At 62.0% G+C, this 20,858-nt stretch carries 20 protein-coding genes; 13 read left to right on the forward strand and 7 right to left on the reverse strand.

The genetic code is table 11. The features are described from left to right. Window positions 1-65 precede the first annotated feature (65 nt). The 4 genes from AB3X98_RS30530 to AB3X98_RS30545 all read left to right on the forward strand — a co-directional run bounded on the left by AB3X98_RS30530 (window position 66) and on the right by AB3X98_RS30545 (window position 4,162). Window positions 66-815 carry an SDR family NAD(P)-dependent oxidoreductase gene (locus AB3X98_RS30530; RefSeq protein ID WP_069261432.1) on the forward strand — a complete coding sequence of 250 codons (750 nt, stop codon included), beginning with the start codon at window positions 66-68 and terminating at the stop codon, window positions 813-815. Window positions 816-957: 142 nt separating this feature from the next. Then, on the forward strand, window positions 958-2,286 hold the full coding sequence (locus AB3X98_RS30535; RefSeq protein ID WP_069261431.1) for an MFS transporter: 1,329 nt from the start codon (window positions 958-960) through the stop codon (window positions 2,284-2,286). Window positions 2,287-2,312: 26 nt separating this feature from the next. Beyond that, window positions 2,313-3,164: a transketolase gene (locus AB3X98_RS30540; protein WP_069261430.1), complete on the forward strand. Its 852-nt coding sequence runs from the start codon at window positions 2,313-2,315 to the stop codon at window positions 3,162-3,164. After that, window positions 3,161-4,162 (forward strand): transketolase family protein, encoded by a 1,002-nt coding sequence (locus tag AB3X98_RS30545; protein WP_368604942.1) that lies wholly within the window; start codon window positions 3,161-3,163, stop codon window positions 4,160-4,162. The genes AB3X98_RS30540 and AB3X98_RS30545 overlap by 4 nt, the downstream gene beginning before the upstream one ends. Window positions 4,163-4,562: 400 nt before the next feature. Here AB3X98_RS30545 and AB3X98_RS30550 read toward each other — a convergent pair whose 3' ends face one another. Both AB3X98_RS30550 and AB3X98_RS30555 read right to left on the reverse strand, forming a co-directional pair. Then, entirely contained in the window at window positions 4,563-4,871 is a 309-nt protein-coding gene (locus tag AB3X98_RS30550; RefSeq protein ID WP_069261428.1) for a hypothetical protein, read from the reverse strand. Beyond that, window positions 4,843-5,409, reverse strand: a complete 567-nt coding sequence (locus AB3X98_RS30555) for an alpha/beta fold hydrolase (RefSeq protein ID WP_368604941.1) — start codon at window positions 5,407-5,409, stop codon at window positions 4,843-4,845. The genes AB3X98_RS30550 and AB3X98_RS30555 overlap by 29 nt, the downstream gene beginning before the upstream one ends. A gap of 432 nt (window positions 5,410-5,841) precedes the next feature. On the opposite strand from AB3X98_RS30555, the gene AB3X98_RS30560 reads away from it, so the two are divergent. From AB3X98_RS30560 to AB3X98_RS30575, 4 genes are all read left to right on the forward strand, one after another. After that, entirely contained in the window at window positions 5,842-8,667 is a 2,826-nt protein-coding gene (locus tag AB3X98_RS30560) for a type VI secretion system Vgr family protein (protein ID WP_368604940.1), read from the forward strand. Further along, window positions 8,664-10,235 carry a hypothetical protein gene (locus tag AB3X98_RS30565; protein WP_368604939.1) on the forward strand — a complete coding sequence of 524 codons (1,572 nt, stop codon included), beginning with the start codon at window positions 8,664-8,666 and terminating at the stop codon, window positions 10,233-10,235. Before AB3X98_RS30560 ends, AB3X98_RS30565 begins: the two co-directional genes overlap by 4 nt. Before the next feature lie 23 nt (window positions 10,236-10,258). Beyond that, entirely contained in the window at window positions 10,259-11,269 is a 1,011-nt protein-coding gene (locus AB3X98_RS30570; protein WP_069261845.1) for a PoNe immunity protein domain-containing protein, read from the forward strand. A 147-nt stretch (window positions 11,270-11,416) separates the two neighbouring features. Continuing rightward, window positions 11,417-11,863, forward strand: coding sequence for a hypothetical protein (locus tag AB3X98_RS30575; RefSeq protein WP_368604938.1), 447 nt, complete (start codon window positions 11,417-11,419; stop codon window positions 11,861-11,863). Between the two features lie 160 nt (window positions 11,864-12,023). Here the strand turns inward: AB3X98_RS30575 and AB3X98_RS30580 are convergent, their stop codons facing one another. From AB3X98_RS30580 to AB3X98_RS30590, 3 genes are all read right to left on the reverse strand, one after another. Beyond that, the gene (locus AB3X98_RS30580) at window positions 12,024-12,362 is read right to left on the reverse strand and encodes an H-NS family nucleoid-associated regulatory protein (RefSeq protein WP_368604937.1); all 339 of its coding nucleotides are present in this window, start codon (window positions 12,360-12,362) and stop codon (window positions 12,024-12,026) included. A gap of 69 nt (window positions 12,363-12,431) precedes the next feature. Then, window positions 12,432-13,127 carry a glycine zipper 2TM domain-containing protein gene (locus AB3X98_RS30585; protein WP_368604936.1) on the reverse strand — a complete coding sequence of 232 codons (696 nt, stop codon included), beginning with the start codon at window positions 13,125-13,127 and terminating at the stop codon, window positions 12,432-12,434. A gap of 329 nt (window positions 13,128-13,456) precedes the next feature. After that, window positions 13,457-13,765, reverse strand: a complete 309-nt coding sequence (locus tag AB3X98_RS30590) for a plasmid partitioning protein RepB C-terminal domain-containing protein (RefSeq protein WP_368604935.1) — start codon at window positions 13,763-13,765, stop codon at window positions 13,457-13,459. 352 nt (window positions 13,766-14,117) lie between these two features. Here AB3X98_RS30590 and AB3X98_RS30595 point away from each other — a divergent pair, with 352 nt between their 5' ends. Beyond that, entirely contained in the window at window positions 14,118-15,677 is a 1,560-nt protein-coding gene (locus AB3X98_RS30595) for a methyl-accepting chemotaxis protein (protein WP_368604934.1), read from the forward strand. A 73-nt stretch (window positions 15,678-15,750) separates the two neighbouring features. On the opposite strand, the gene AB3X98_RS30600 is transcribed toward AB3X98_RS30595, so the two are convergent. Further along, window positions 15,751-16,836 (reverse strand): AGE family epimerase/isomerase, encoded by a 1,086-nt coding sequence (locus AB3X98_RS30600; RefSeq protein ID WP_368604933.1) that lies wholly within the window; start codon window positions 16,834-16,836, stop codon window positions 15,751-15,753. Window positions 16,837-17,212: 376 nt separating this feature from the next. Here AB3X98_RS30600 and AB3X98_RS30605 point away from each other — a divergent pair, with 376 nt between their 5' ends. The 4 genes from AB3X98_RS30605 (at window position 17,213) to AB3X98_RS30620 (ending at window position 19,619) form a co-directional block, all read left to right on the forward strand. After that, window positions 17,213-18,046: a hypothetical protein gene (locus AB3X98_RS30605; protein WP_368604932.1), complete on the forward strand. Its 834-nt coding sequence runs from the start codon at window positions 17,213-17,215 to the stop codon at window positions 18,044-18,046. A 200-nt stretch (window positions 18,047-18,246) separates the two neighbouring features. After that, the gene (locus tag AB3X98_RS30610; protein ID WP_165822904.1) at window positions 18,247-18,402 is read left to right on the forward strand and encodes a hypothetical protein; all 156 of its coding nucleotides are present in this window, start codon (window positions 18,247-18,249) and stop codon (window positions 18,400-18,402) included. 197 nt (window positions 18,403-18,599) lie between these two features. Next, complete coding sequence (locus AB3X98_RS30615; protein WP_368604931.1) at window positions 18,600-19,214, forward strand: flavin reductase family protein; 615 nt, start codon at window positions 18,600-18,602, stop codon at window positions 19,212-19,214. A 108-nt stretch (window positions 19,215-19,322) separates the two neighbouring features. Beyond that, the gene (locus AB3X98_RS30620; RefSeq protein ID WP_028202877.1) at window positions 19,323-19,619 is read left to right on the forward strand and encodes a hypothetical protein; all 297 of its coding nucleotides are present in this window, start codon (window positions 19,323-19,325) and stop codon (window positions 19,617-19,619) included. Between the two features lie 12 nt (window positions 19,620-19,631). Here AB3X98_RS30620 and AB3X98_RS30625 read toward each other — a convergent pair whose 3' ends face one another. After that, window positions 19,632-20,804: a porin gene (locus AB3X98_RS30625; protein WP_368604930.1), complete on the reverse strand. Its 1,173-nt coding sequence runs from the start codon at window positions 20,802-20,804 to the stop codon at window positions 19,632-19,634. Window positions 20,805-20,858 lie beyond the last annotated feature (54 nt).

Below are 20,858 nucleotides of genomic sequence, written 5' to 3' on the forward strand. Positions count from 1 at the left end.
GTTGATGCAAGGTTCGCCGGCGGACAAACTTCGCCTACACCTAGTTCATCAATGGAGACACCCACATGTTGCTCGGGAATCAAGTCGTTATCGTCACGGGCGCGGCATCGGCACGCGGCATCGGTAAAGCGACGGCAAAGGCGATGGCAGCACACGGCGCGCGCATTGCAATTCTGGACCTGAACCTCGCGGACGCGGAAAGCGCTGCGCGTGACCTCGGGGAAGGTCATCTCGGTCTGGCGTGCGACGTCACCGACAAGGAAGCCTGCGTCGCCGCAGCAGATGCAGTCGCTGCTAAATACGGCCGAATCGACGCGTTGATAAACAACGCGGGGATTACGCAGCCCATCAAGACACTCGAAATCTCGAAGAACAACTTCGACGCAGTCGTCGGCGTGAGCCTGCTGGGGACGCTGTATATGTCACAGGCCGTCATCCCGCACATGAAGAAGCAGCAGCGTGGCAGCATCGTTTGCATGTCTTCCGTTTCCGCGCAACGCGGCGGCGGCATTTTCGGCGGCCCGCACTACAGCGCAGCGAAAGCTGGCGTTCTCGGGCTTGCCAAGGCGATGGCTCGTGAATTCGGCGGCGACCATATCCGCGTCAATTCCATTACGCCCGGCCTTATCCAGACGGACATCACGGGCGACAAGCTGACGCCTGAGATGCGCGCGGACATTATCAAGGGCATTCCGCTCGGGCGTCTCGGCGAGGCAAACGACATCGCCAATGCCTGCCTGTTCCTGGCAAGCGACCTCTCCACCTATCTGACCGGCATCACTCTCGACGTCAACGGCGGCATGCTGATTCATTGAAGTGACGTGCCCTCTTTCGCTTCCGACATTGCATAAACATACGACGCACTTGCCCTAGCCGGGGCGTCTTGCCGCCAAAGCGGCACAGAGACATGGCGCTGAGCCCGTCACCGTGACGAGCTCAGATGACAGGAGACAACCCATGAAATCCAGACTGGCCACACCGGGAATCGGTGCAGACCTCTCGGCTTCGAGCGACTCATCAGACTTTGAGGCGCGAACTTACGCAAGAGTCGCCCGTCGCCTCATTCCCTTTCTGATGCTTTGTTACCTCGGCGCGTATCTCGACCGGGTGAACGTGGGCTTTGCAAAGCTGCAGATGCTCAACGACCTGCGTTTCTCTGAAACCATTTATGGCATCGGTGCAGGCATTTTCTTTCTGGGCTACTTCCTCTTCGAAGTCCCGAGCAATCTCATTCTGCACAAAGTCGGCGCGCGAAATTGGCTCGCGCGCATCATGCTGACCTGGGCGGTGATTTCCGCAAGCTTTTTGTTTGTGAAGACGCCGACCACGTTTTATGTACTGCGCTTCCTGCTCGGCGTCGCGGAAGCGGGGTTCGCGCCGGGCGTGATTCTGTACATGACCTACTGGTTCCCGGCCGCCCGGCGCGCAAAAGCGCTCTCGATGTTTTTCATGGCGATTCCAATGGCTGGCATCCTCGGTGGCCCGCTTTCCGGCTGGATTATGCATTCCTTCCAGGGAGCCCAGGGACTTGCAGGATGGAAATGGCTTTTCATGCTGGAGGCACTCCCGTCGTTGCTCCTTGGCATCGCGATTTTTCTGTATCTCGACAACGGAATCGCCAGTGCGAAATGGCTGTCCGATGACGAAAAGGCACTTCTCAAGCGCAACGTGGAAAGCGACCGTACGGCGGCCACCGAGCACGTGTCCATCCGTGCGTTTGTCCGCGACCGTCGTCTCTGGCTAATGGCTGGAATCTACTTCTGTGTAGTTCTCGGTCAATACGGCCTCACCTTCTGGCTGCCGACAATCATCCGTCGCACAGGTGTCGCGGACCCGCTGTGGGTTGGTGTCCTGACCGCGATTCCGTACATTTGCGCCATCATCGCGTTGCCGTTACTCGGAAGTAGCGCCGATAAGCGCCGCGAACGCCGTTTGCATCTGGCGATTCCGATGCTGGTTTCTGCCGCCGCTTTCGCCACACTGCCGATGCTCGGAAGCGTGGGTCCCTCGATTATCTGCGTGAGCATCGCTGCTGCCGGCATCCTCGCGTCGTCGTCATTGTTTTGGGCGCTTCCTACTGCTGTTCTCAGCGGTATGTCCGCTGCGGCCGGAATTGCCGCGGTCAACTGTTTCGCGAATCTGGCCGGCTTTTTCTCGCCCGCCATTGTCGGATGGCTAAATGACTTCACCGGCCACGCGACAGCAGGCCTCATCTTCATTTCGACGGCTGTCGTTCTGGGCGCGGTTCTGGTGTTCTTCGTGCCCGCAAAGACTGTCAATCGCTGAACGAACTCTTTCCAGGAGACGAGTAAATGAGTACAACCGTCATCGAGGATGTGTCGCTCGCTGAGCGCGCATACCGCATCCGCCGTAACGCTTTGCTAATGGGCGAAGTACAGGGCCAGGGTTATATCGGCCAAGCGCTCGACATCGCTGACGTTCTGGCCGTTTCATATTTCGGCGCGATGAACTACCGCGCGGCGGAGCCAGACTGGGAGGACCGGGACCGATTCCTGTTGTCGAATGGTCATTACGCAATCGCGCTGTACGCTGCATTGTTCGAAGCGGGCATTCTTCCCGAAGAAGAACTGGAGACCTACGGCAGCGACGACAGCCGTCTGCCCATGTCCGGAATGGCGAGCTACACCCCGGGGATGGAGATGTCCGGTGGGTCGCTCGGCCAGGGGCTAACGATTGCCGTGGGCCGGTGTCTCGGACTCAAGCGCAAAGGCTCTAAATCGTTCGTGTACACGCTCTTCTCCGACGGCGAACTTGACGAAGGAGCCATCTGGGAAGGTCTCCTCTCGGCAGCGCACTGGAAGCTGGACAACCTGATTGCGATGGTCGACGTCAATAACCAGCAGGCCGACGGCCCGTCGACGCAAATCATGGCCTTCGAGCCGCTCGTTCCGAAGCTCGAAGCGTTCGGCTGGTATGTGCAACGCGTGAACGGGAACGACATCAATGCCGTGAAGGCGGCATTCGACAACGCTCGAAACCTGAAGGAGGCAAAGCCGCGAATCGTCGTGTGCGACACGAAGATGGGCTGCGGCGTACCGTTCCTCGAGCAACGGGAGAAGAACCACTTCATCCGGGTGGACGCACATGAATGGAAGCTGGCGCTGGATGCACTTGATGAGACTTTTGCAGGGAGCAAAGCATGAACTCGGTCGTCGATAAAAAGCCTCGTCTGAAGACCTCGGCGATGATTGCGTCCATCGCCGGCGAAGGCCAGGTGACACGCTCCGCGCCGTTCGGGCATGCACTTGTCGAATTGGCTCGCGCGAAGACGAATGTCATTGGCATGACGGCCGACCTGGGCAAGTACACCGACCTCCATATCTTCGCGAAGGAGTTTCCGCAGCGGTACTACCAGATGGGCATGGCAGAGCAACTTCTCATGGGTGCCGCCGCTGGCTTCGCCCACGAAGGAGCGCAGCCGTTCGTCACCACCTATGCAGTATTCGCGACGCGTCGAGCGTATGATTTTATTCATCAGACCATCGCCGAGGACAACCTCGACGTCAAAATCGTCTGCGCGCTGCCTGGCCTGACGACCGGGTACGGCCCGAGCCACCAGGCCGCTGAAGACCTTGCGCTCATGCGCGCAATGCCAAACATGACGGTAATTGACCCGTGCGATGCGCTCGACATTGAACAGATGGTACCGGCCATCGCGGCGCATAAGGGTCCGGTCTATGCGCGCCTTCTGCGTGGCAACGTGCCCGCGGTGCTCGACGAGTACAACTATCAGTTCGAACTCGGCAAAGCCAAGATGCTGCGCGATGGCAACGACGTCCTCATCATCTCGTCGGGCATCATGACAATGCGTGCGCTGGAAACTGCGAAAGCGCTGGCGTCGGACAAGGTGGACGTTGCAGTGCTGCACGTTCCGACCATCAAGCCGCTCGACACGGAGACCATCATCCGCGAGTCGAAGCGGACGGGGCGCATGGTCGTCGTCGCTGAGAACCATACGGTTATAGGCGGTTTGGGTGAAGCTGTCGCAACCACGCTCTTGAGCGCCGGCGTTTCGTGTACGTTCAAACAGGTCGCGCTGCCCGACGAGTTTCTCGACGCCGGTGCACTGCCGACGCTCCACGACCGCTATGGCATTTCGACAAATGTCATGGCGGCCAACATCAAACAGTGGCTGACTTAAACGTCAGCTGGTCAGCAGGCGTTCGCGTGTAGGAGATGCGTACGCTGGCGATACTCGCTTTTCAAGCGTCTCCTCCATGTATCACGTGGAATGGACTAGGCCCACTACCGGTGGGCCATTTTTTATCCAGGTCTCGCGCCGCGGGAAAGCGATGTGACGGCATCTATAGCCCGTGGTGACCTCGCCGTGTTTCTTGCGAGCGTCAGGCACCAGCCAACATGGATTGAACTCAGGGCTCAAGAGACGACCTCGGACTAGCGTATTCGCGGCAGATTTCGCATACTGCGTTTGACGGGCCGTGCACCGGTTTCTGCACGGCTAGGTTTGCGAAGGCGGTGCCTTGGCTGCGTACTGAGGAGGAGACAAAACGAGCTCTTCTCTCGGTACGCATTCCGCCTCGTTATTTTTTGCCCTTGAGGGTGAACGGAGCGAGGAGCGACTGAATGTCGACCTGTTGTCCCTGAAGCAAAAGCAGACGAGCGTGGAGCACCGTGTTCTCGAGAACAAGCTTCGCGGTGCTCAGCAGGTACATCGCATGGAGGTCCGAGTCCGACATCGCCGCCTCTACAACGTGGTGCCGTTCTACCAGCGAGCACATGACAAGGCGTCGTAGCTCCTGTTCGCCGAACGGTAGGTCCGCATAGTCGATTGGGTCTTCTGCCTCGACTTCACACAGCATCTCAACAAGCGCTTCGGTGCTCACTTCCATGTGCCAGCTCCTTGACGGTGGTCAGACTGTTCATGAAGTGCTTCCAGATTAACGTCTTCCGTGTGGAACGTCCAACGTTCTCTGCAACGCGATAGCTCCTTGTATAAGTCATGATGTAAGCGCTACCGAGCGATTGACCGACGAGCACGAAGGGCGCGCGTTCCCCAGCGACCTGCAATGCGCGATGCAAATCTTCAGCAACCGATTTGGCGCCTTGTGCTTCTGAGCTGCGGTCGCTCCACATGATTCCTGCGCGACTATATGAACAGGCGCGGGTGACCTTCGAAACGGATGGCTGGACGGCCGACCAGTCCAGCGAACCGCTAATGCCCAGGCCGGATTCGAACACCACGGTCGGAGAGCCATTGCCAGTGCAGTTGAGCTGTATGCGCCGGTCGCCGATGTTCACCATCTCACCCGGCGGTTGATGGTTCTCAGTCGCGAGGTGCCGCTGGAGCGCTTCATAGCCTGTTCCCGCAACAACTAGCGCGGCGAGTACTGACAGCAAGATTAGGCCAATTCGGAAAATCAGGCGCACGGTCCAGTTCCTGGAAGTTAGTTTATGGCTGTGTGGTGGACTTGCAAAGTACGGGAATAGTTGCGTCTCCGGGTGATTATTCAAGGGGGAAGACGAAAATGAAGAAATCTGAGGTGCTAGCGAGATGCGGTGATTTTTCAACGCGTTCCATCACTGCCGTGTGCCCCAATTCAACCGCTCTTACATCGACGAGTGCCGCCATATCAAAATGACCATGCGAAGCTGGTTGAGGCGTGCCAATCAACGCGTGGCGTATGGCGATACATCAGGCAAGACTGCAGAAGATTGCCCGCAGGTGAGCGCCGCGGTCATGACGTTTTCATCAGGGAATGTTAAATGTCGAGGGCTTCAATCAGACGGAATTGTCGAGCCGGAAAAATCCCCTTATGATTTCGGTCGACTTTAAGGGATGCCCCGACAAGGAAAATCTAAATGGGAGCGCAGGACATTATCTCATTTATGCAGTCTGCATTATTCCAGGCTGACCGGCTCGTAAAACTCGACTCCCCTGCGGGGGCGAATGCGCTATTGCCGCAAATCGTGACGGGTACCTCACGGCTTGGCCGTAACTTCGAATACGTCATCGACGCTGTCTCGACGAACAGCTCGCTCGAGCTGAAGTCTCTTATCGCCCAGCCGGTCACTCTCTGGCTTCAGCGTGCCGACAAGTCCTATCGCCCGCAGCATGGCTACGTGCATACCGCGCGCCGGCTTGGCGCCGACGGGGAGCTAACGAGTTACCAACTGGGCTACTCCTCATGGTTGCATTTCCTCAAGTTCCGCAAGGACGCGCAGGTTTTCCAGGACAAGTCAGTAGAGGCTATCCTCGAATCTGTTTTTCAGATGCATCCGCAGGCGGCCGGGGCGTTCCGGTTTGACATTCAAAACGCATCACCGGTTCGGTCATTCTGCGTTCAGTACGAGGACGACTGGACTTTCGTGCACCGGTTGCTCGAGTCCGAAGGCTGGTTCTACTACTTCGAGCATGCCGACGATGGTAAGTCGCACACGCTTGTCGTGACCGATGACCTCTATTCGCTCAAGGCCATGTCGCCCCAGGAGGTCGACTTCTACCGTGCCGGCAGCTCCAGCCAGACGGAAGCGCTTGTGCAGTGGTCCGGCACGCGCACGCTTCAAAGCACGAGCTACAGCTCGCGCACCTTTGACTACAAGAATCCTGGTACCACCAAGGAGACTTCGTTTCCGACTGTCGCGAATCAGGGCGACCTGCCGGAACAGGCGGAGGTCTACGAATACACAGGCGCCTATAGCTGGCAGGAAAGCGACCGTGGCGACAAGCTCACCAAGCTCAAGCTGGAAGAGTGGGAGTCGCGCGCGAAGCGCTTTTTTGGCGTCGGAGGCCTGCGCAGCATCGACGTCGGCCGCTGGTTCTCGCTGGATAACCATCCCGCGCACGAGCAGGACGACGGCGAGGACCGGAAGTTCGCGGTCATCGAAGCCTCGTGGTACATCCGGAACAATATCCCCGTTGGCGAGACTCACGCGTTCCCGCATAGCCTCTCTGAACGTCTGGCGGCGGTTCGCGCTACCTATGAGCAGTGCGCAGCTACGTTCTCGGTCGAAGATTCCGTCGGCGATGGCAGCGATGGCTTCTTTCTCGTCGAGGTCGAGGCGCAGCGACTGAAGGTTCCGTTTCGCAGCCCGTTCGAACACCACAAGCCGGTCATGCACCTTCAGACGGCAACGGTGACGGGCCCGGAGAACGAAGAGGTCTACACCGATTCGCTCAACCGCATCCTCGTGCGCATGCATTGGGACCGACGTGAGGCGTCCGCCGCGACGTGCTGGGTGCGCGCCGCGTTCTCGGACACGGGAAGCGGCTATGGTAGCGTCCACGTGCCCCGCATCGGCGAAGAAGTGACCATCGACTGGGTCGGAGGCGATTGCGACCGGCCCATCGCGACAGGGCATGTCTATAACGGCGCGACGCAGCCGCATTGGCACTCGAATGGCATCCTCTCTGGCTTTCGGTCGCGAGAATACGGTGGCGCGGGCGGCTACAACCAGCTCGTCATGGACGACGCAACAGCCCAGAATCGGCTTCAATTGCTATCGTCCCAAGGCAACTCCATGCTGCACATGGGTTACCTCATTGCCCAGGACGGCAACACGCGTGGCAGCTATCTCGGCAGCGGCTTCGAACTACGCACCGATGCCTACGGCGCGCTGCGCGCGAACCGCGGGCTGTTCCTCTCGACTCACGCAGCCGCAGGCACGAACGCGCAGCAACTTGACGTAAGCGCCGCACGAGGGCAGTTGTCAGGCGCAGGCAACCTTCTCGAATCGCTCAGCAGCGCGAGCACGACGCATCAGGCCGAAAGCCTGCAAGCAGGCCAGGACGCGCTCAAAGCCTTCACCGCAGCGTCGACTGATAGCGTCCAGGGCCAGGCGAGCGGGGGGCGTACTGCCGGCGGCGGCACTGGTTCGGCCAATGCGTTCAAGGAGCCCATTCTCCTGGCGGCAAGCCCGGCGGGAATCGGCGTCTCGACGCAGCAGTCAGTGCACGTGAGCGCCGACGAGCAGCTCACCCTGGTCAGCGGTCAAAGCACGCACATCGCCACTGGCAAGTCGCTGCTTGCGAGCGTGACCGACAAAATCAGCCTCTTCGTCCAGAACGCAGGGATGAAGCTCTTCGCCGCGAAGGGCAAGGTCGAGATTCGCGCGCACTCGGACAACATCGAGCTGACCGCGCAGAAGACAGTGAAGGTGCTGTCGGCCTCCGAAAACGTGGAAGTGGCTGCGAGCCAGGGCGTCCTGCTGACCGCTGGGGGCGCGTACATCCGCATCCACGATGGCAACATCGAGATTCATGCTCCCGGGCAGATAGACATCAAGGGTGCGCAGCATGCGTTCAACGGCCCCACGAGCAGTCCCTATGACCTGCCCACATTGCCGAAGGGCGACCTCCACAACAAGCTCGAGCTCAACCTGATGGACGACAACCTGAAGGCGGTGCCCAATGCGCCCTACAAGGTGGCGTTCGAAAACGGCACGACGATGGCGGGCAAGCTCGACGGCAACGGGCATGCCCTGCTTCGGGACGTGCCCGACGGGCCGGCCAAGGTCTTTTTCGGAGAAGATGCGCGACCCTTCACGCCGCAGCCCGTGCAGGCTGCGAAGGCGCTTGAGCAGAAAGACATCCTCAAGGAACTCCACGCAGGCGGCCATGACGGCATCACGGACGAAAACCTCTTCAGCCTGTTCAACAAATTCTCTGGCCGACCGGACGTGACATGAACGCAGACGACCAGCAGGCAATCGAAGATGCGGCCAAGGAGATTGGGCTGTCGATGGCGTCTAACGCCTTCCCGCTTTTCTACGTCGCGCAGAACGTCTACGACACGACGGAAAGCGTCTGGACCGTCTGGAACGCTCGCGAAAGTGTGGACGAGATAACGAAAATCGAGGCCGGCATCGACCTGGTATTCGCCGTCGTGGGCTGGGTTCCTGTCGTCGGCGCCGGAGTCAAGCGGACGTTTCGACTGGTCAACCACAAGTCCGAAATATATGGCCCGCTGCTGTTCGACATTCTGCGTCTGGTGCTTCAGCGTGCGCACATCCAGACCAGCCCGGATGCGCTCATCGACAAGCTGTTCGATGCAACGGGCGTCAAGACGTACCTCACGGAGGCTCGTGAACATATCCAGAAGTCCTGGCTGTATCGCGAGATGCCTACCAGTGTTCAAGCCACGTTCATGCAGGCACTGGCCTTTGTAGAAACTAACCTGCCATACTGGCTCGCGCAGTTCGTCCAGCGCAAGCTGCTTCATTGGCGCAAAAAGCAGCCGAACTCGTCAGCCGTCAGCACGCTCGAGGAGCACCGAACGACTGACAAGCCAGGTGCAAAGGGCGAAGAAGCCAAAACAGGCCAGGACCGACCTGTGCCGACGCCCTCGCGCGGCGTCGTCAATGCCAAGCTCGCTGTCACCGACATCACGACGAATATCACGGGCATTCTGGGTGAGCACATCGGCGACTATTACTGCTATGAAAAGCTTAAATGGGGAAATGGCTGGAAGGACCACGACAAGGGCCCGAGCGGCAAGTGGAGTGAGCAGCCAGGACTGCGGGTTATGGGCAAGCTCAACGATAAGGGCAAGCTGAACAAGCTCTTCGACCTCAAGGCACGTGGTCACGGCATCGACGGTGTTTGGCGTGCTGCCCCGTTTAGCAACCAGATGAAGGACTTCGCCATCGTCGAAATGAAATCGTCGACGACAACGCGAAAGCTGCAAGACCCGAACGCAAAGCACAATATTGCCAGCAAGCTCGGAACCATTAAGGAGGCGGTGCGCCCTCCTGCCCAGGACCTGCTTGAGCCGCCGGACGACGCAGGGCCAGCGTTGCCGACCAGAGGTAGTGGCAAGCCCGGGGGCGGCGGTAAGCCCGCACCTGGCGGTGGAAAACCAACACCGGGTGGCTCCGCAAATGAGAGCAGCCCAGCGAGAAAGCAGCAAGCCGACGCTGCACCGCCGACAGCGGACACAACGCCGAAGGACAAGACCACCGCGACCGGACCGAGCAGTGCAAAAATCGCCCGGGTCCAGATGAGTCACGAGTGGATTGAAGCCAAACTCTCCGGAGCCGTTTCGGACCAAGGCCTGGTCAACACGATTTTGAGGTCCGGGTACTCGCGACATCTGCTGTACGTCCCGTTCTACCTTCCGTCCGCCGTGCAACACGTCGAAGCGCTCACGACGGGCGCTGAACACGACCATACTGACCACGACCTTCCCTTCACCCATCACTACAAGGAGGGAGAGGTTGAAGAAGCGGTCAAGCTGAAAGCGAGCAGGATAAGATAGCCTAGGGCTAAGAGATTATGGATATGAACGAAGACTTCGATTCGACACGGCGGCAACGCTTTCTTGGCGAGGACTACTTCAAGTGGCGTTTGGACCTCCTTGATGACGGCATCGCGTACTGGTCCGAAAATACTGCGCCAACCGGCAGCAATGAGAACGAGCGGAAGGCGCTGACGCAGCGCTACCTCGTTTCCGATGTCTATCGACGCTTCCTACTCCTGTATACAGGTGGAGCGGACCTCAAGCTGCTGCGTGGTGAACTTGAGCCGGTTCTCGAAGCCTTTGAACGGTACGCGAAAGCTCAACGGCTGAATCGACAGGATGCCGGCGAACCGCCATTGGTCTTTGAAGAAATTGGCGAATATGAAACGGCGATGCAGCTCATCGGCTTTTGCTACCTGCTGCATCGACGTGACCTGCTGCCGCGCATCGTCGAGATGTTTGACCCCTCCTATCGGGGGAAGGACACGTTGTATGAGGACCTGCTGGCTTACGAACTCGATGGTCGAATCAACGTAGATAGCTGGTATCACGACGTGCCGTATCGGCCCCTCGTGTTCAGTCTCTATCGCGAGACGAAGAAGGAATCTGTCGACGACATGACGGAATACCTCGAAGCCTGGTATCCGGGAATGGCCGCAGCTCCATGGCACGACGGACATCTGGAAGCCCAGAAGAATGGCAAGGGTACCTACGTCGGCTACTGGGCAGTTGAGGCGGCAGCGGTCGCATTTCTGCTGCAGCTGGACGACAGCTCTTTCCGCGACCATCTGCTGTATCCGAAGGACCTCGCTGATTTCGCGCGCAACTTCGATGCAGCGGAAGACGGCGCGCCAATACGCCGGGATAGTGGACCAATGACGGTACGAACGGGGCAGACGTGTCCGGAAACCGGCGTTTGGAAAGCACAAGGCCACAACGTACCTGGTGTGCTGGTAAATCAGGGGGATGCGATGCCGGATGTCTTCGCACCCGACCGGAATGGCGCGTACCGACCACAGCCGGCGCTGTGGGAGTTCGAACGTAAAGCCTGAGGTCTAGGTGAGTTCAGTCAGCAAGGGCACGCTGCGTACGGAAGTAGATTTCTGGGCGCGTCAGCAAATCAACGGAAGATTATTCGCCTGCTGACTGCGTGAAATCGAAGACACCCCGCCCACGTGCGAGCGGGAAGCGATTCAAAAATGACCCGAATCCTGATACAGAGGACTGTCTCGACCCTCGCCGTGGCGGTCCCTGCACTTGCGTGCGCCGTTGGCACGAGCCAGGCCAAACCTGTCAAGTACCGATGCACGGCGGACCGGAATATCGTTAGCCATTACCTGCATGTGACCGTCGACGACGAGAAGGTGAGCGAGTTCAGCTACACGGCAGGCACTCCGGCCGAGGAGAGCATCAACTCGTGCTCTGTCGACTCCAATGTAGCGACGGTGTCTGACACTGCACCGGGCGTTCAGTCTTTCTCCACGAGCGCTGGCGAGATTCTGGTGACAAGGAAGGGGAAGAAGTTCGTCTTCGACCTTTCCAAGCTTAAGGTGACCGACCTCTGCGGGCAATCCTCGACCATTGCGAAGCACATCGCTATTACGCCGGGCTCCCATCGCTGCTCAGACGTCGTCAACGTCGAATAGCCAACGGGTCGACAGTGAAACACTCCGTGCACGTCGCGACCAAAGAAGTTTGGATGCACGAGCGTCCACTCAAGAGGAGGTTGGAAGAGTTCTTCGAGACTACCGATTTCCTCTCCGAACGATGAGCGCGCTCCGGTCACGAGACGCTATGCACAGCTTTTTACGCGTGAAGTGGCTCAGGCCGGACTGTGGCCAGTCTGGTACCAGCAAACGGGTCCCGTCGCCAGTCCACGTCAGCGCGCTTGCCCGATTGTGGTTCTGCTGGCACACGGATTGCAAAATGCTCGAGCGATTGGCCCGCGCTCGTCGCCTGCACGACCCACTGAGGGGTATTGCCCTTGCCGTCCCAGGTATTTCCAAAGGCGTCGCGGTACTTTGCCGCGCGCAGTCGCTCTTGGTCCGCGGCGATAGAAGCGGCGACATCCTCTGGGTCGATTTCGAGCTCAGCCATCCTGCGCCGAAGATAGGCCACTATGCTTTCGCATTTCCGTCCGTCCATCTAGTTGTGCTCGCCCTGAATGCAATCCTTGAGCAGGTAATCGCAGGTCGCCAGGCTAACACAGGCTGATTACGACGCGCTCAGGGAGTCGCCCGAGACATGAACGCGCTCGCCGACCTGGACCAGTGGCTGCGTTGAATAGTTGAAGTTCCGGTAGCTACCGTCCTGCATTCTGACCTGCACCTGGTAACTCGTCGCCTTGCGAACAGCATGCTCAATGCCATTGCCTGCAAGGCCACCGCCGACGGCGCCGGCAATCGTTGCCAGAACGCGACCGCGCCCCCCGCCGACCTGATTTCCCAACAGCCCGCCGGCGACTGCACCGCCTACGGCTCCGAGACCCGTTGTCGGCTCGGGTTCCTGGACCGTATTGACTGCGACGACTTCTCCGGCGTTCGGGTCAACGGCGACTGGTCTCGGAGCCGGTTGTGCCGACGATTGATATGTGTCGTTGTTTGCATACCGCGGGGGCTGCTCAACTGGCACGCTATGGTGATGATGGACGCGCGGCTGGGCGGGCGCTTCCTCCCTGGTCACGCGCTGCTCCGCGCTCGATTGCGGTGAAGCGACCGGTGTGCTCGCGACTTGTGCAGCGACCGGAATAGCTTGCGTCGGAGGAGCGGTCACAGCTCGGGATGTCGGAAGCACGCCTGTCATCGCTGCGATACCTGTAGCGCTGGCCAGGATGACTGCCACGGCTGCGCCAGCAACCAAAGGATGAATGCGACTACGCTGCGGTGAACCGGAATTCAGATTGGTGCTCATGTCGCGCTCCGTTGAGGTGTGTCAGCAAGAACGCCGCAATCGACACAGCGGTGCACCGGGCCAGTGTGAGATTTGTAAGCAGTTGTAGTGCTCTACGGAGGGGCAAGGGAAAGCGTCTTCGAGGGCGGACCGTTAAAGTGTCAAGGACGTCAGCTCTGTCTCCGAGTCCTGATAATTCTCTGGTTGCGTCGCCCGTCCGTGGTACTAATCGTCCAAAGAGGTGACTTGGCTGGGTACCTGCCTCGCACTGCCCCAAGTGAATTGCGGCCAGAGAGTAGTCCAGTCGCTCGACTCACGCCGAACGACTGGCGCTAACACGGCGATGCAAGTTACCTTTGCGAGGAAACACCAGGCCGCCTTTCCTCGATACGGCGAAAATTTTTCGACCGTGGTCCGCTCGAATCCGACCTGAAGCGTTCATTCCGAGCTTCCAGGCTGATGGTTTCGAATTGCGCAGCAAAGTCGCGATGATGCTCATATAGCCAACGGCTCACGCGCTCATTGCTGAGGAGTGTTGCAATATAAGCGGCTGACACCGTGAGATGTAGCTGCTCGATGCCATGGCGTTCATCGGTCTGTGCTACACCAGTTTGAAGCGTTGCGAGTTCACGGTCGAGATGAGCGAGCTGCTCTGACACTTCGTTGCCCAGTTTCCCACGAGTACCAGCATCAATTTCTCTCGACAGCCTCCATTTGCCGAGAAGGCTTCATCTGCTTCAGCGCCTTGAAAGTTGTCGCCGGGCAGGCTTTGTCGGCAGGCAGCACGGCGGCCTCATCCGATATGCCGTAAGTGTCCAGCCGGCATTCTATTGTTGCGAGAAATGCAGGGAATGACCGTGTAACCATTGCCGAAATGATCCGTTGCGCATTTTGGGGCATTTTTTCACGGTTTAGGGCTCAAAAATCGGGTTTGCGTGGCCGTAAACGCAGTGCGGGCCCGAGCGATCACATGCTCGCGCCTCACTCATTCACTGCCATCCAGGTGTCCCGATGTTCAGCAAGATCAAGGTCGCATCCGGCCTGTTGTGTGTCCTCGTCGCGTTCTGTGTACTGCAGCTCGTGACCGCAGGACTTGGTTACTGGTCGCTTACGCGCACGCACGACGACGTGGCGGACCTCTCGAAAGTGGCGTTGCGGCAGGCGAGCGCCGCCAACGTCATCACCCAGCAGTTGATGGACGCCCGTATCAATCTCTCGCGCGCGGGCACGCGCATGGTCCGCGGCGGCACGGTGCCGACCGATATGGTCAATCACGCGCGCGACCAGCTGGCCGCCGCCGACACCACGTTCGCGGCGCTCATGGCCGTCCCGCCGATCAACGACGACAATCGCGCGCGCGTCGCCGCGCTCGGCGAGCGCTATCAGGTGTACCGCAAGGCGCTCGGCGAGCTGATCGACGACCTCAACGGCAACAATCTGCAGGCCTTCCTCGACCAGCCGACGCAGTCGTACCAGGACGCCTATCTCGCCGAGCTGCACGCCTTTGCGCAGTTCAACGCCGCGGCGAGCCGCGCGTCGCTCGATTCGATCGACTCGCGTCTCGCGCTCTTCCAGATCGTCGGCATCGTCATCCTGGTCCTGCTGATCGCACTCGCGACCGGCGTGCACCTCGCGCTGCGCCGCGGCGTAGTGGAGCCGCTCGAGGAAGCGGGCCGCCATTTCGAGCGCATCGCGCGCGGGCGCCTCGACGAGCGCATCGCCGCGCGCGGCGAGAACGAGATCGGCCGGCTGTTCCAGGGCCTTGCGCTGATGCAGTCGAGCCTGGCGCGCACGGTCCACACCGTGCGCGAAACGGCGGGCTCGATCAACGTGGGCGCCGACGAGATCGCCACCGGCAACGCCGATCTTTCGGCGCGCACCGAATCGCAGGCGGCGTCGCTGGAGCAGACGGCGGCGAGCATGGAGGAACTGACGGGCACGGTGCGCAACACGGCCGACAACGCGCGCGAGGCGAACGCGCTGGCCGAGGCGGCGCTCGACGCGACCGCACGCGGCGGCGCCGTGGTGGGCGAGGTGGTCGAGCGCATGCGCGGCATCGCGCAAAGCTCGGACAAGATCGCGGAAATCATCGGCGTGATCGACGGCATCGCGTTCCAGACCAACATTCTCGCGCTCAACGCGGCCGTGGAAGCGGCGCGGGCAGGCGAGCAGGGCCGCGGTTTCGCGGTCGTGGCGGGCGAGGTGCGCGGGCTCGCGCAGCGCAGCGCGCAGTCGGCCAAGGAGATCAAGACGCTGATCAGCGAGTCGGTTTCGCAGATCCGCGGCGGCTCGGAGCTGGTGGAGCGCGCGGGCGAGTCGATGCGCGAGGTGTCGAACTCGATTTCGCGCGCCACGCAGATGATGGCGGGTATCAGCGCCTCGTCGCTCGAGCAGAGCACGGGCATTGATCAGGTGAATCAGGCCGTCTCGCAGATGGACCAGATGACCCAGCAGAATGCGGCGCTCGTCGAGGAGGCCGCGGCTGCCGCGGCTTCGCTGCATCAGCAGACGCGCCAGCTTTCCGAGGCCGTGGCGGCGTTCGAGATTTCGCCGGCGGTGCTGGCGGCCTAAGCGACTCGAGCGGTCTGGGCGCCTTGGCGGCGGGCTTGCGCCCGTCTGCCTCGGCGCTTCGCGTGGTTGTGCCTCAAACGCCCATGCCCTGATAGGCCGTCAAGAGGTGATACGGCGTCGTGGACGGCATGTCCGCGCGCGCCACGTCACCGTTTGCGCTGCGGCATTCCACCCAGCCCTGCGGCGTGAGAAAGCGCGGCGCGAAGCGCCCGATCTGCGGCGCGAGCGCGGCGCGCACCGCGGCGTCGCCGTGCGTGGCGAGCGCGCGCAAGTATTCCGTTTGCGCCCAGATACGCTGCGTCGCATCGATCACCCGGCCCTGCTCGTCGAGCGCGGCCGCCACGGCGCCCGTTTCCGGGTCGACGCCGTGCTTCTGTGCAAAGACGAAGGCGCGCGCGAGCGCTTCGTCCAGTCCCGACGCGCCCAACCGGGCGCCCGCACGCGAAGCCAGCCAGAACCATTCGAACTGATGACCGGGCTCGAGGCGGTTGTCCGCCGCGCCGACCGGCAATTCGGCGATGCAGCCCGTCGGCGCGTGCAGGAAGCCGCGCGCGAGGGCCTCGACAAGCCGCGTGATCGCCGTGTCGAACGCGCTGTCGCCGGTCGCCTCGCTCGCCGCGAGCCAGGCCTCGGTGAGGTGCATGAGCGGATTCTGCAGCGGGCCGCCGGTAACGCTCGCGAAGGACGCGTCGAGCGCCGCGTTGAGCAGGCCGTCGCGGGCCGCGAAGCGGTCGACGATCAGCGAGGACGTTTCGCGCGCGACGTCGAGCGCCTCGGTCGCGCCGAAGCGCTGGCCGTAGGCCGCAGTGGCGAACACCACGAAGGCGTGCGTGTAGAGGTCCTTGGTGGTGTCGAGCGGCGCGCCGGCTGCGTCGACGCTATAGAACCATCCGCCGTGCTGCGGGTCCCGATATGTGTGGCGCAGCGTTTCGAAGAGCGTTTGCGCGTGCGCGGCGTCGCCGGCCTGGGAGAAAACGAAGAGCTGGCGGGCACACGCCATCGCGCGGTAGCGCGTGACGGGCAGCGGGGTCGCGCCGGCCGCATCGAGCGCCTCGTAGGGCAGGCGCAGTTCGGCATTGAAGCCGGGGCCGCGCCACATCGGCAGGACGACGCGGTCGAAATGCTCGCGCAGGCTGGCTGCGCTCGTAGGTGTGTTCATGGCGAAAAGTTGCGGCGAAGCGCGTCGCATCGAAAGAGCAATGCCGGCGATTGTACGCATTCGCAAACTGCGCGGGACATTCCAGGCGGCGCAGCACGCTCGCCCACGACTGCGCACCTGGCTGACCTGCGCGGGGTGTCGGTCGATGCCGGCTGGGTAAGTCGGGGAAGAGCCCTTGGCCGTGCGTTCCGGCATGCGACAATGCGCGTTCGAACCAGAACACGAGGACGTCGCCAAGCGGCCGTGACCGGCCGGCGCGCGACGCGAACCGCATCGCTGACACATGGCTGATTACGCAGATACCGCATCCTTGAGCTCTTCGCATCCCGAACGCAACGCGCCGTGGCAGCCCCACGCGACGTCCGCGCCGTCCGACGTGACTGAATCCCCGCTTGCTGTCGAATCCGATGCTCCGCACGCGCTTGCCGTCGACGGGCTCGCGGCCGTTGCCGAAGCGGATGCCGCCGTGCGTCAGGGCACGCTGAGCGGCTTCGAAAGCCCGGAGTCGGCTCAAGCGGTGGCAATGCCCGTCGACGAAGCCAGCGCGACGAGCCCTGTTGCGGGTGCAACGACTGCGCGCCGCGCGCCGCGGGCGAAACGAGTTGCTGCTCCTGCCGTGGCCGAAGCGGTGGAGCCGGGCATTGGAGTGGTGCAGGAACCGGCTCCCGAAGCCTTTGTCGCCGAGCCGTCGTTTGCCGCCGGCCCCGCCGAGCGCGTGGAGCCCATTGGGTTCGCGTCCGAAGCGGCTCACGCGGCCCCTGAGCCGGACGCGCTGACGCAGCGCCTCGACGCGCTCCAGGGCGCGCTCGCCGAGCAGCGCCGTATGGCGGTCGCCTCGTCGCGGCAACAAAAGTGGATGCTCGCCGCCGCGTCGATGGCGGTGCTCGCATCGGTCGGGTTCGGGATCGCTCAGTCGGTGCGGCTCGACAGCCTCGCAAACGAATCCCGCGCCGACGAGGCGCGCCTCGAGCAATTCATCCTGAAGCAGCAGTCCACGCTCGACGACCTGTCGCAGCGCGTGGCCGCGCAAACCGCCGCCGCCGCGGCTGCTGCGGCCGCTACCGCCGCCGCGGAAACCCCGGCGCCGCCGCCCGCACGTATGTCTTCCAGGGCGGTGGCCGCCAAGGCCTCGCCCGCGCCCGCGCACCGCGCAGCGGCCCATTCCACGCGTGCGCCTCACGCGAAAAGCGCCCAGAAAGCCACGCGCTGACCGGCTTCGCCCCGCGATCCTGCCCCTGTACCCGAAATTTCGATGCGTTGTATTGCTGCAACGCATCGATTGCGCTCGACCCCGTGCGACGGCGCGTCGCAGTTTTTTTGCTGCGCTGCACTAGCGCTGCCCTAGGGAAAACCCTATAATTCGTTCTGTCTTAGGGAAAACCCTGAACCGCAGCCTAACTGGGAGTCGCCATGAGCTTCATCTTTGCCCTGTTCCAAAAGGTAAGCGACCTCTTCGCGTCGCCGTATCTGCCGATGGATTCGGAATACTCGTACGAAGCGCGCCACCGCGAAGCCGAGCGCGTTCGCCGTTCGCACTACATGCCGTTCGGCATGCCGCGTGACTGATCGAAGCTGAAACGCTTCGGGCGGCGCGCGCCGTCCAACGCGTTTCTCCGGTCAGACCGCCAGGTCTTCAGCAAGGCCGGCTCTCGCAAGAGAGCCGGCCTTGCTGCGTTTTGGGGCGGCTGCAAGCCACTGGCTTGTCGGCAGCCGCGCGCGGCTCGTGTCATAGTGATGCCGCCTCGAAATCGCTACGTCTCATCATGTCCAATACCTACTTCTACGACCCCGCCCAGGGCCATGGCCTGCCGCACGATCCATTCAAGGCGATCGTCGCGCCGCGCGTGATCGGCTGGATTTCCAGCCGCGCAAAAAGCGGCGCGCTCAATCTCGCGCCCTACAGCTTCTTCGGCGCGTTCGCCACATTTCCGCCGATCATCGGGTTCTGCAGCGAAGGCCGCAAGGACAGCATCGGCAACATCGAAGAGACCGGTGAGTTCGTCTGGAATCTCACGTCGAAGGCGCTGGCGCCGCAGATGAACCGCACCTCCGCGCCGGTCGCCGCCGACGTCGACGAATTCGCGCTCGCGGGCCTCACGGCCGCGCCGGGCCGCAGCGTGGCGGTGCCGCATGTGGCCGAGTCGCCGGCCGCGCTCGAATGCAAGCTGCTGAAGGTCGTGGGGCTCAACACGCTGGACGGCGCGCCCATGGACAACTGGCTTGCGCTGGGGCAGGTGGTGGGTGTGCACATTCGCGAGGAATTCCTGAAGGACGGCCTGTTCGATACGCAAGCGGCCCAGCCCGTGATGCGGGCAGGCTATCGCGCCGACTACGCGCAGATCGGCGAGATGTTCCAGATGGTGCGGCCGAGCGCGTAAGCCGCTGCGGGCGTGCGCATCGGGATGAACGGATCGCGGCGGCGTTGCCGCGTGCTGCCCGCCCGCCGATAATGGCCCGACAGCGCGAAGCGCGCAGGGAGGCAATCCATGCAATCTCCGACGGGATCGGTGGTGGCGCTCAGTTCTGCCGCCTCGACGATGTTTTCGATCGGCCTGATCGCGCTGGGCTACTGGGGACTGCACGAGCCGTCGGCCTGGCGCATCGGCGACCGGGTGGTCGTCGGCATCGCGCTCGCGGGCTTCGCGTGCCTCGGCAGCGTGCCCTGGCTCGCCACCTCGCCCGCGAAGCCCAACGACGAGTCGCGCTTCCTGATGGCGCGCCGCGCCTTTCTCTGCGGCGCGGCTGCCGTGTGGGTGTCGATCGCGCTGTCGCTCGTGTTGTGACGAGAAGCGCGATCAGAAGCGGGCGCGCAACCCCACCGTGCCCACCACTTGATTGGCCGTCGTCGACGCGCCGCCCGCCGTGTTGATGAACGCCACATAGTTGTGTCCCGAGGCGTGCTGGTACATGGCCTCGCCGTAGAGGTCGGTGCGCTTCGAGAGGCGGTACACGACCTGTGCGTCCACCTGGTTCCATTTCGGATCGGCGCCGTAGGTCGTCGTGTTGCTCACGTGGCCGTCCGTGAAGGTGTAGGCGAGACCGAGACTCCACGCCGGGTTCAACTGATACTTCCCGTTCACTTCGTAGTTGTTGAAGCTCATGTCGCCGCCCTGCGAGCCGAACGAGCTGGTGCCCGCATACTCGCTGCGCGTGAAGACGAAGCCCGCCGTCGCCGGCCCGAAGGTGTAGTTGATACCGCCGCCGAACGAACGCAGGCGGTCGGCGCCGAGCGCGAAGCCGCCCTTGCCGTTGGCCGTCGATTCCGCGAGATCCACCGCGCCCGGGCTGCTTGCCGTCGCGCCCTGGGTGCCGTTCAGCTGCAGATAACCGGCCGCGATGGCGAGCGGCCCGTTGGTGTAGCTGGCGCCGAAGCTGTAGGCGCGGTTCACGGCGAAATCGGTCTGGTTCGAGAACGCGTACAACGCGCCGAACTTCAGGCCGCTATACGTGTTGCTCGTGAACTTGACGGCGTTGCTCATGCGCAGCGAGTGGTTCAGGTTGTCGTTGTCGAACGGATGCGCGAAGCCCGTGTCGCCGAAGGTGCCCGCCGTGGCCGAGAGCGGCGCGACGAAGTCGACGAGCGAGTCGTACTGGCGGCCGAGCGTGAGCGAGCCGAACTGGTCGCTCGCGAGGCCCACGTAGGCCTGGCGGCCGAACATGCGGCCGTCCTGGCCGAGCTTGCCGTTCTGCACGTTGAAGCCGTTTTCGAGCACGAAGACCGCATGCAGGCCGCCGCCCAGGTCCTCGCTGCCGCGCACGCCGAAGCGGCTGCCGTTCACGTTGCCGCTCGTTGCCTGCCAGAGCGCGCCGCCCGACTTGCCGCTCGCGACGTTGTTCGTGTACATGAAGCCGGCGTCGATCAGGCCGTAGAGCGTGACCGAGCTTTGCGCGTGGACGGCGGGCGCGGCGAGCGTGCCGAGGGCGCCGATCACGGCGGCAGCGGTGGTGAGCGAGAGGGTGTTCTTCATTCGAGGTTCCTGTAGCGTTGTTGTTTCGCGGCGTATGCAAAAGCGGGTTTGCAA

This window comes from Paraburkholderia sp. BR14312 (assembly GCF_040948675.1).
In the GTDB taxonomy this organism is placed as follows: domain Bacteria; phylum Pseudomonadota; class Gammaproteobacteria; order Burkholderiales; family Burkholderiaceae; genus Paraburkholderia; species Paraburkholderia nodosa_A.

Excerpts from the sequence above, each read along its gene's own strand:
- AB3X98_RS30600 (WP_368604933.1), bottom strand. The coding sequence starts at position 16,836 with ATGAACACACCTACGAGCGCAGCCAGCCTGCGCGAGCATTTCGACCGC.
- AB3X98_RS30540 (WP_069261430.1), top strand. The coding sequence starts at position 2,313 with ATGAGTACAACCGTCATCGAGGATGTGTCGCTCGCTGAGCGCGCATAC.
- AB3X98_RS30560 (WP_368604940.1), top strand. The coding sequence starts at position 5,842 with ATGGGAGCGCAGGACATTATCTCATTTATGCAGTCTGCATTATTCCAG.
- AB3X98_RS30625 (WP_368604930.1), bottom strand. The coding sequence starts at position 20,804 with ATGAAGAACACCCTCTCGCTCACCACCGCTGCCGCCGTGATCGGCGCC.
- AB3X98_RS30615 (WP_368604931.1), top strand. The coding sequence starts at position 18,600 with ATGTCCAATACCTACTTCTACGACCCCGCCCAGGGCCATGGCCTGCCG.
- AB3X98_RS30580 (WP_368604937.1), bottom strand. The coding sequence starts at position 12,362 with ATGGACGGACGGAAATGCGAAAGCATAGTGGCCTATCTTCGGCGCAGG.
- AB3X98_RS30585 (WP_368604936.1), bottom strand. The coding sequence starts at position 13,127 with ATGAGCACCAATCTGAATTCCGGTTCACCGCAGCGTAGTCGCATTCAT.
- AB3X98_RS30620 (WP_028202877.1), top strand. The coding sequence starts at position 19,323 with ATGCAATCTCCGACGGGATCGGTGGTGGCGCTCAGTTCTGCCGCCTCG.
- AB3X98_RS30575 (WP_368604938.1), top strand. The coding sequence starts at position 11,417 with ATGACCCGAATCCTGATACAGAGGACTGTCTCGACCCTCGCCGTGGCG.
- AB3X98_RS30550 (WP_069261428.1), bottom strand. The coding sequence starts at position 4,871 with ATGGAAGTGAGCACCGAAGCGCTTGTTGAGATGCTGTGTGAAGTCGAG.
- AB3X98_RS30535 (WP_069261431.1), top strand. The coding sequence starts at position 958 with ATGAAATCCAGACTGGCCACACCGGGAATCGGTGCAGACCTCTCGGCT.
- AB3X98_RS30610 (WP_165822904.1), top strand. The coding sequence starts at position 18,247 with ATGAGCTTCATCTTTGCCCTGTTCCAAAAGGTAAGCGACCTCTTCGCG.
- AB3X98_RS30595 (WP_368604934.1), top strand. The coding sequence starts at position 14,118 with ATGTTCAGCAAGATCAAGGTCGCATCCGGCCTGTTGTGTGTCCTCGTC.
- AB3X98_RS30565 (WP_368604939.1), top strand. The coding sequence starts at position 8,664 with ATGAACGCAGACGACCAGCAGGCAATCGAAGATGCGGCCAAGGAGATT.
- AB3X98_RS30570 (WP_069261845.1), top strand. The coding sequence starts at position 10,259 with ATGAACGAAGACTTCGATTCGACACGGCGGCAACGCTTTCTTGGCGAG.
- AB3X98_RS30545 (WP_368604942.1), top strand. The coding sequence starts at position 3,161 with ATGAACTCGGTCGTCGATAAAAAGCCTCGTCTGAAGACCTCGGCGATG.
- AB3X98_RS30530 (WP_069261432.1), top strand. The coding sequence starts at position 66 with ATGTTGCTCGGGAATCAAGTCGTTATCGTCACGGGCGCGGCATCGGCA.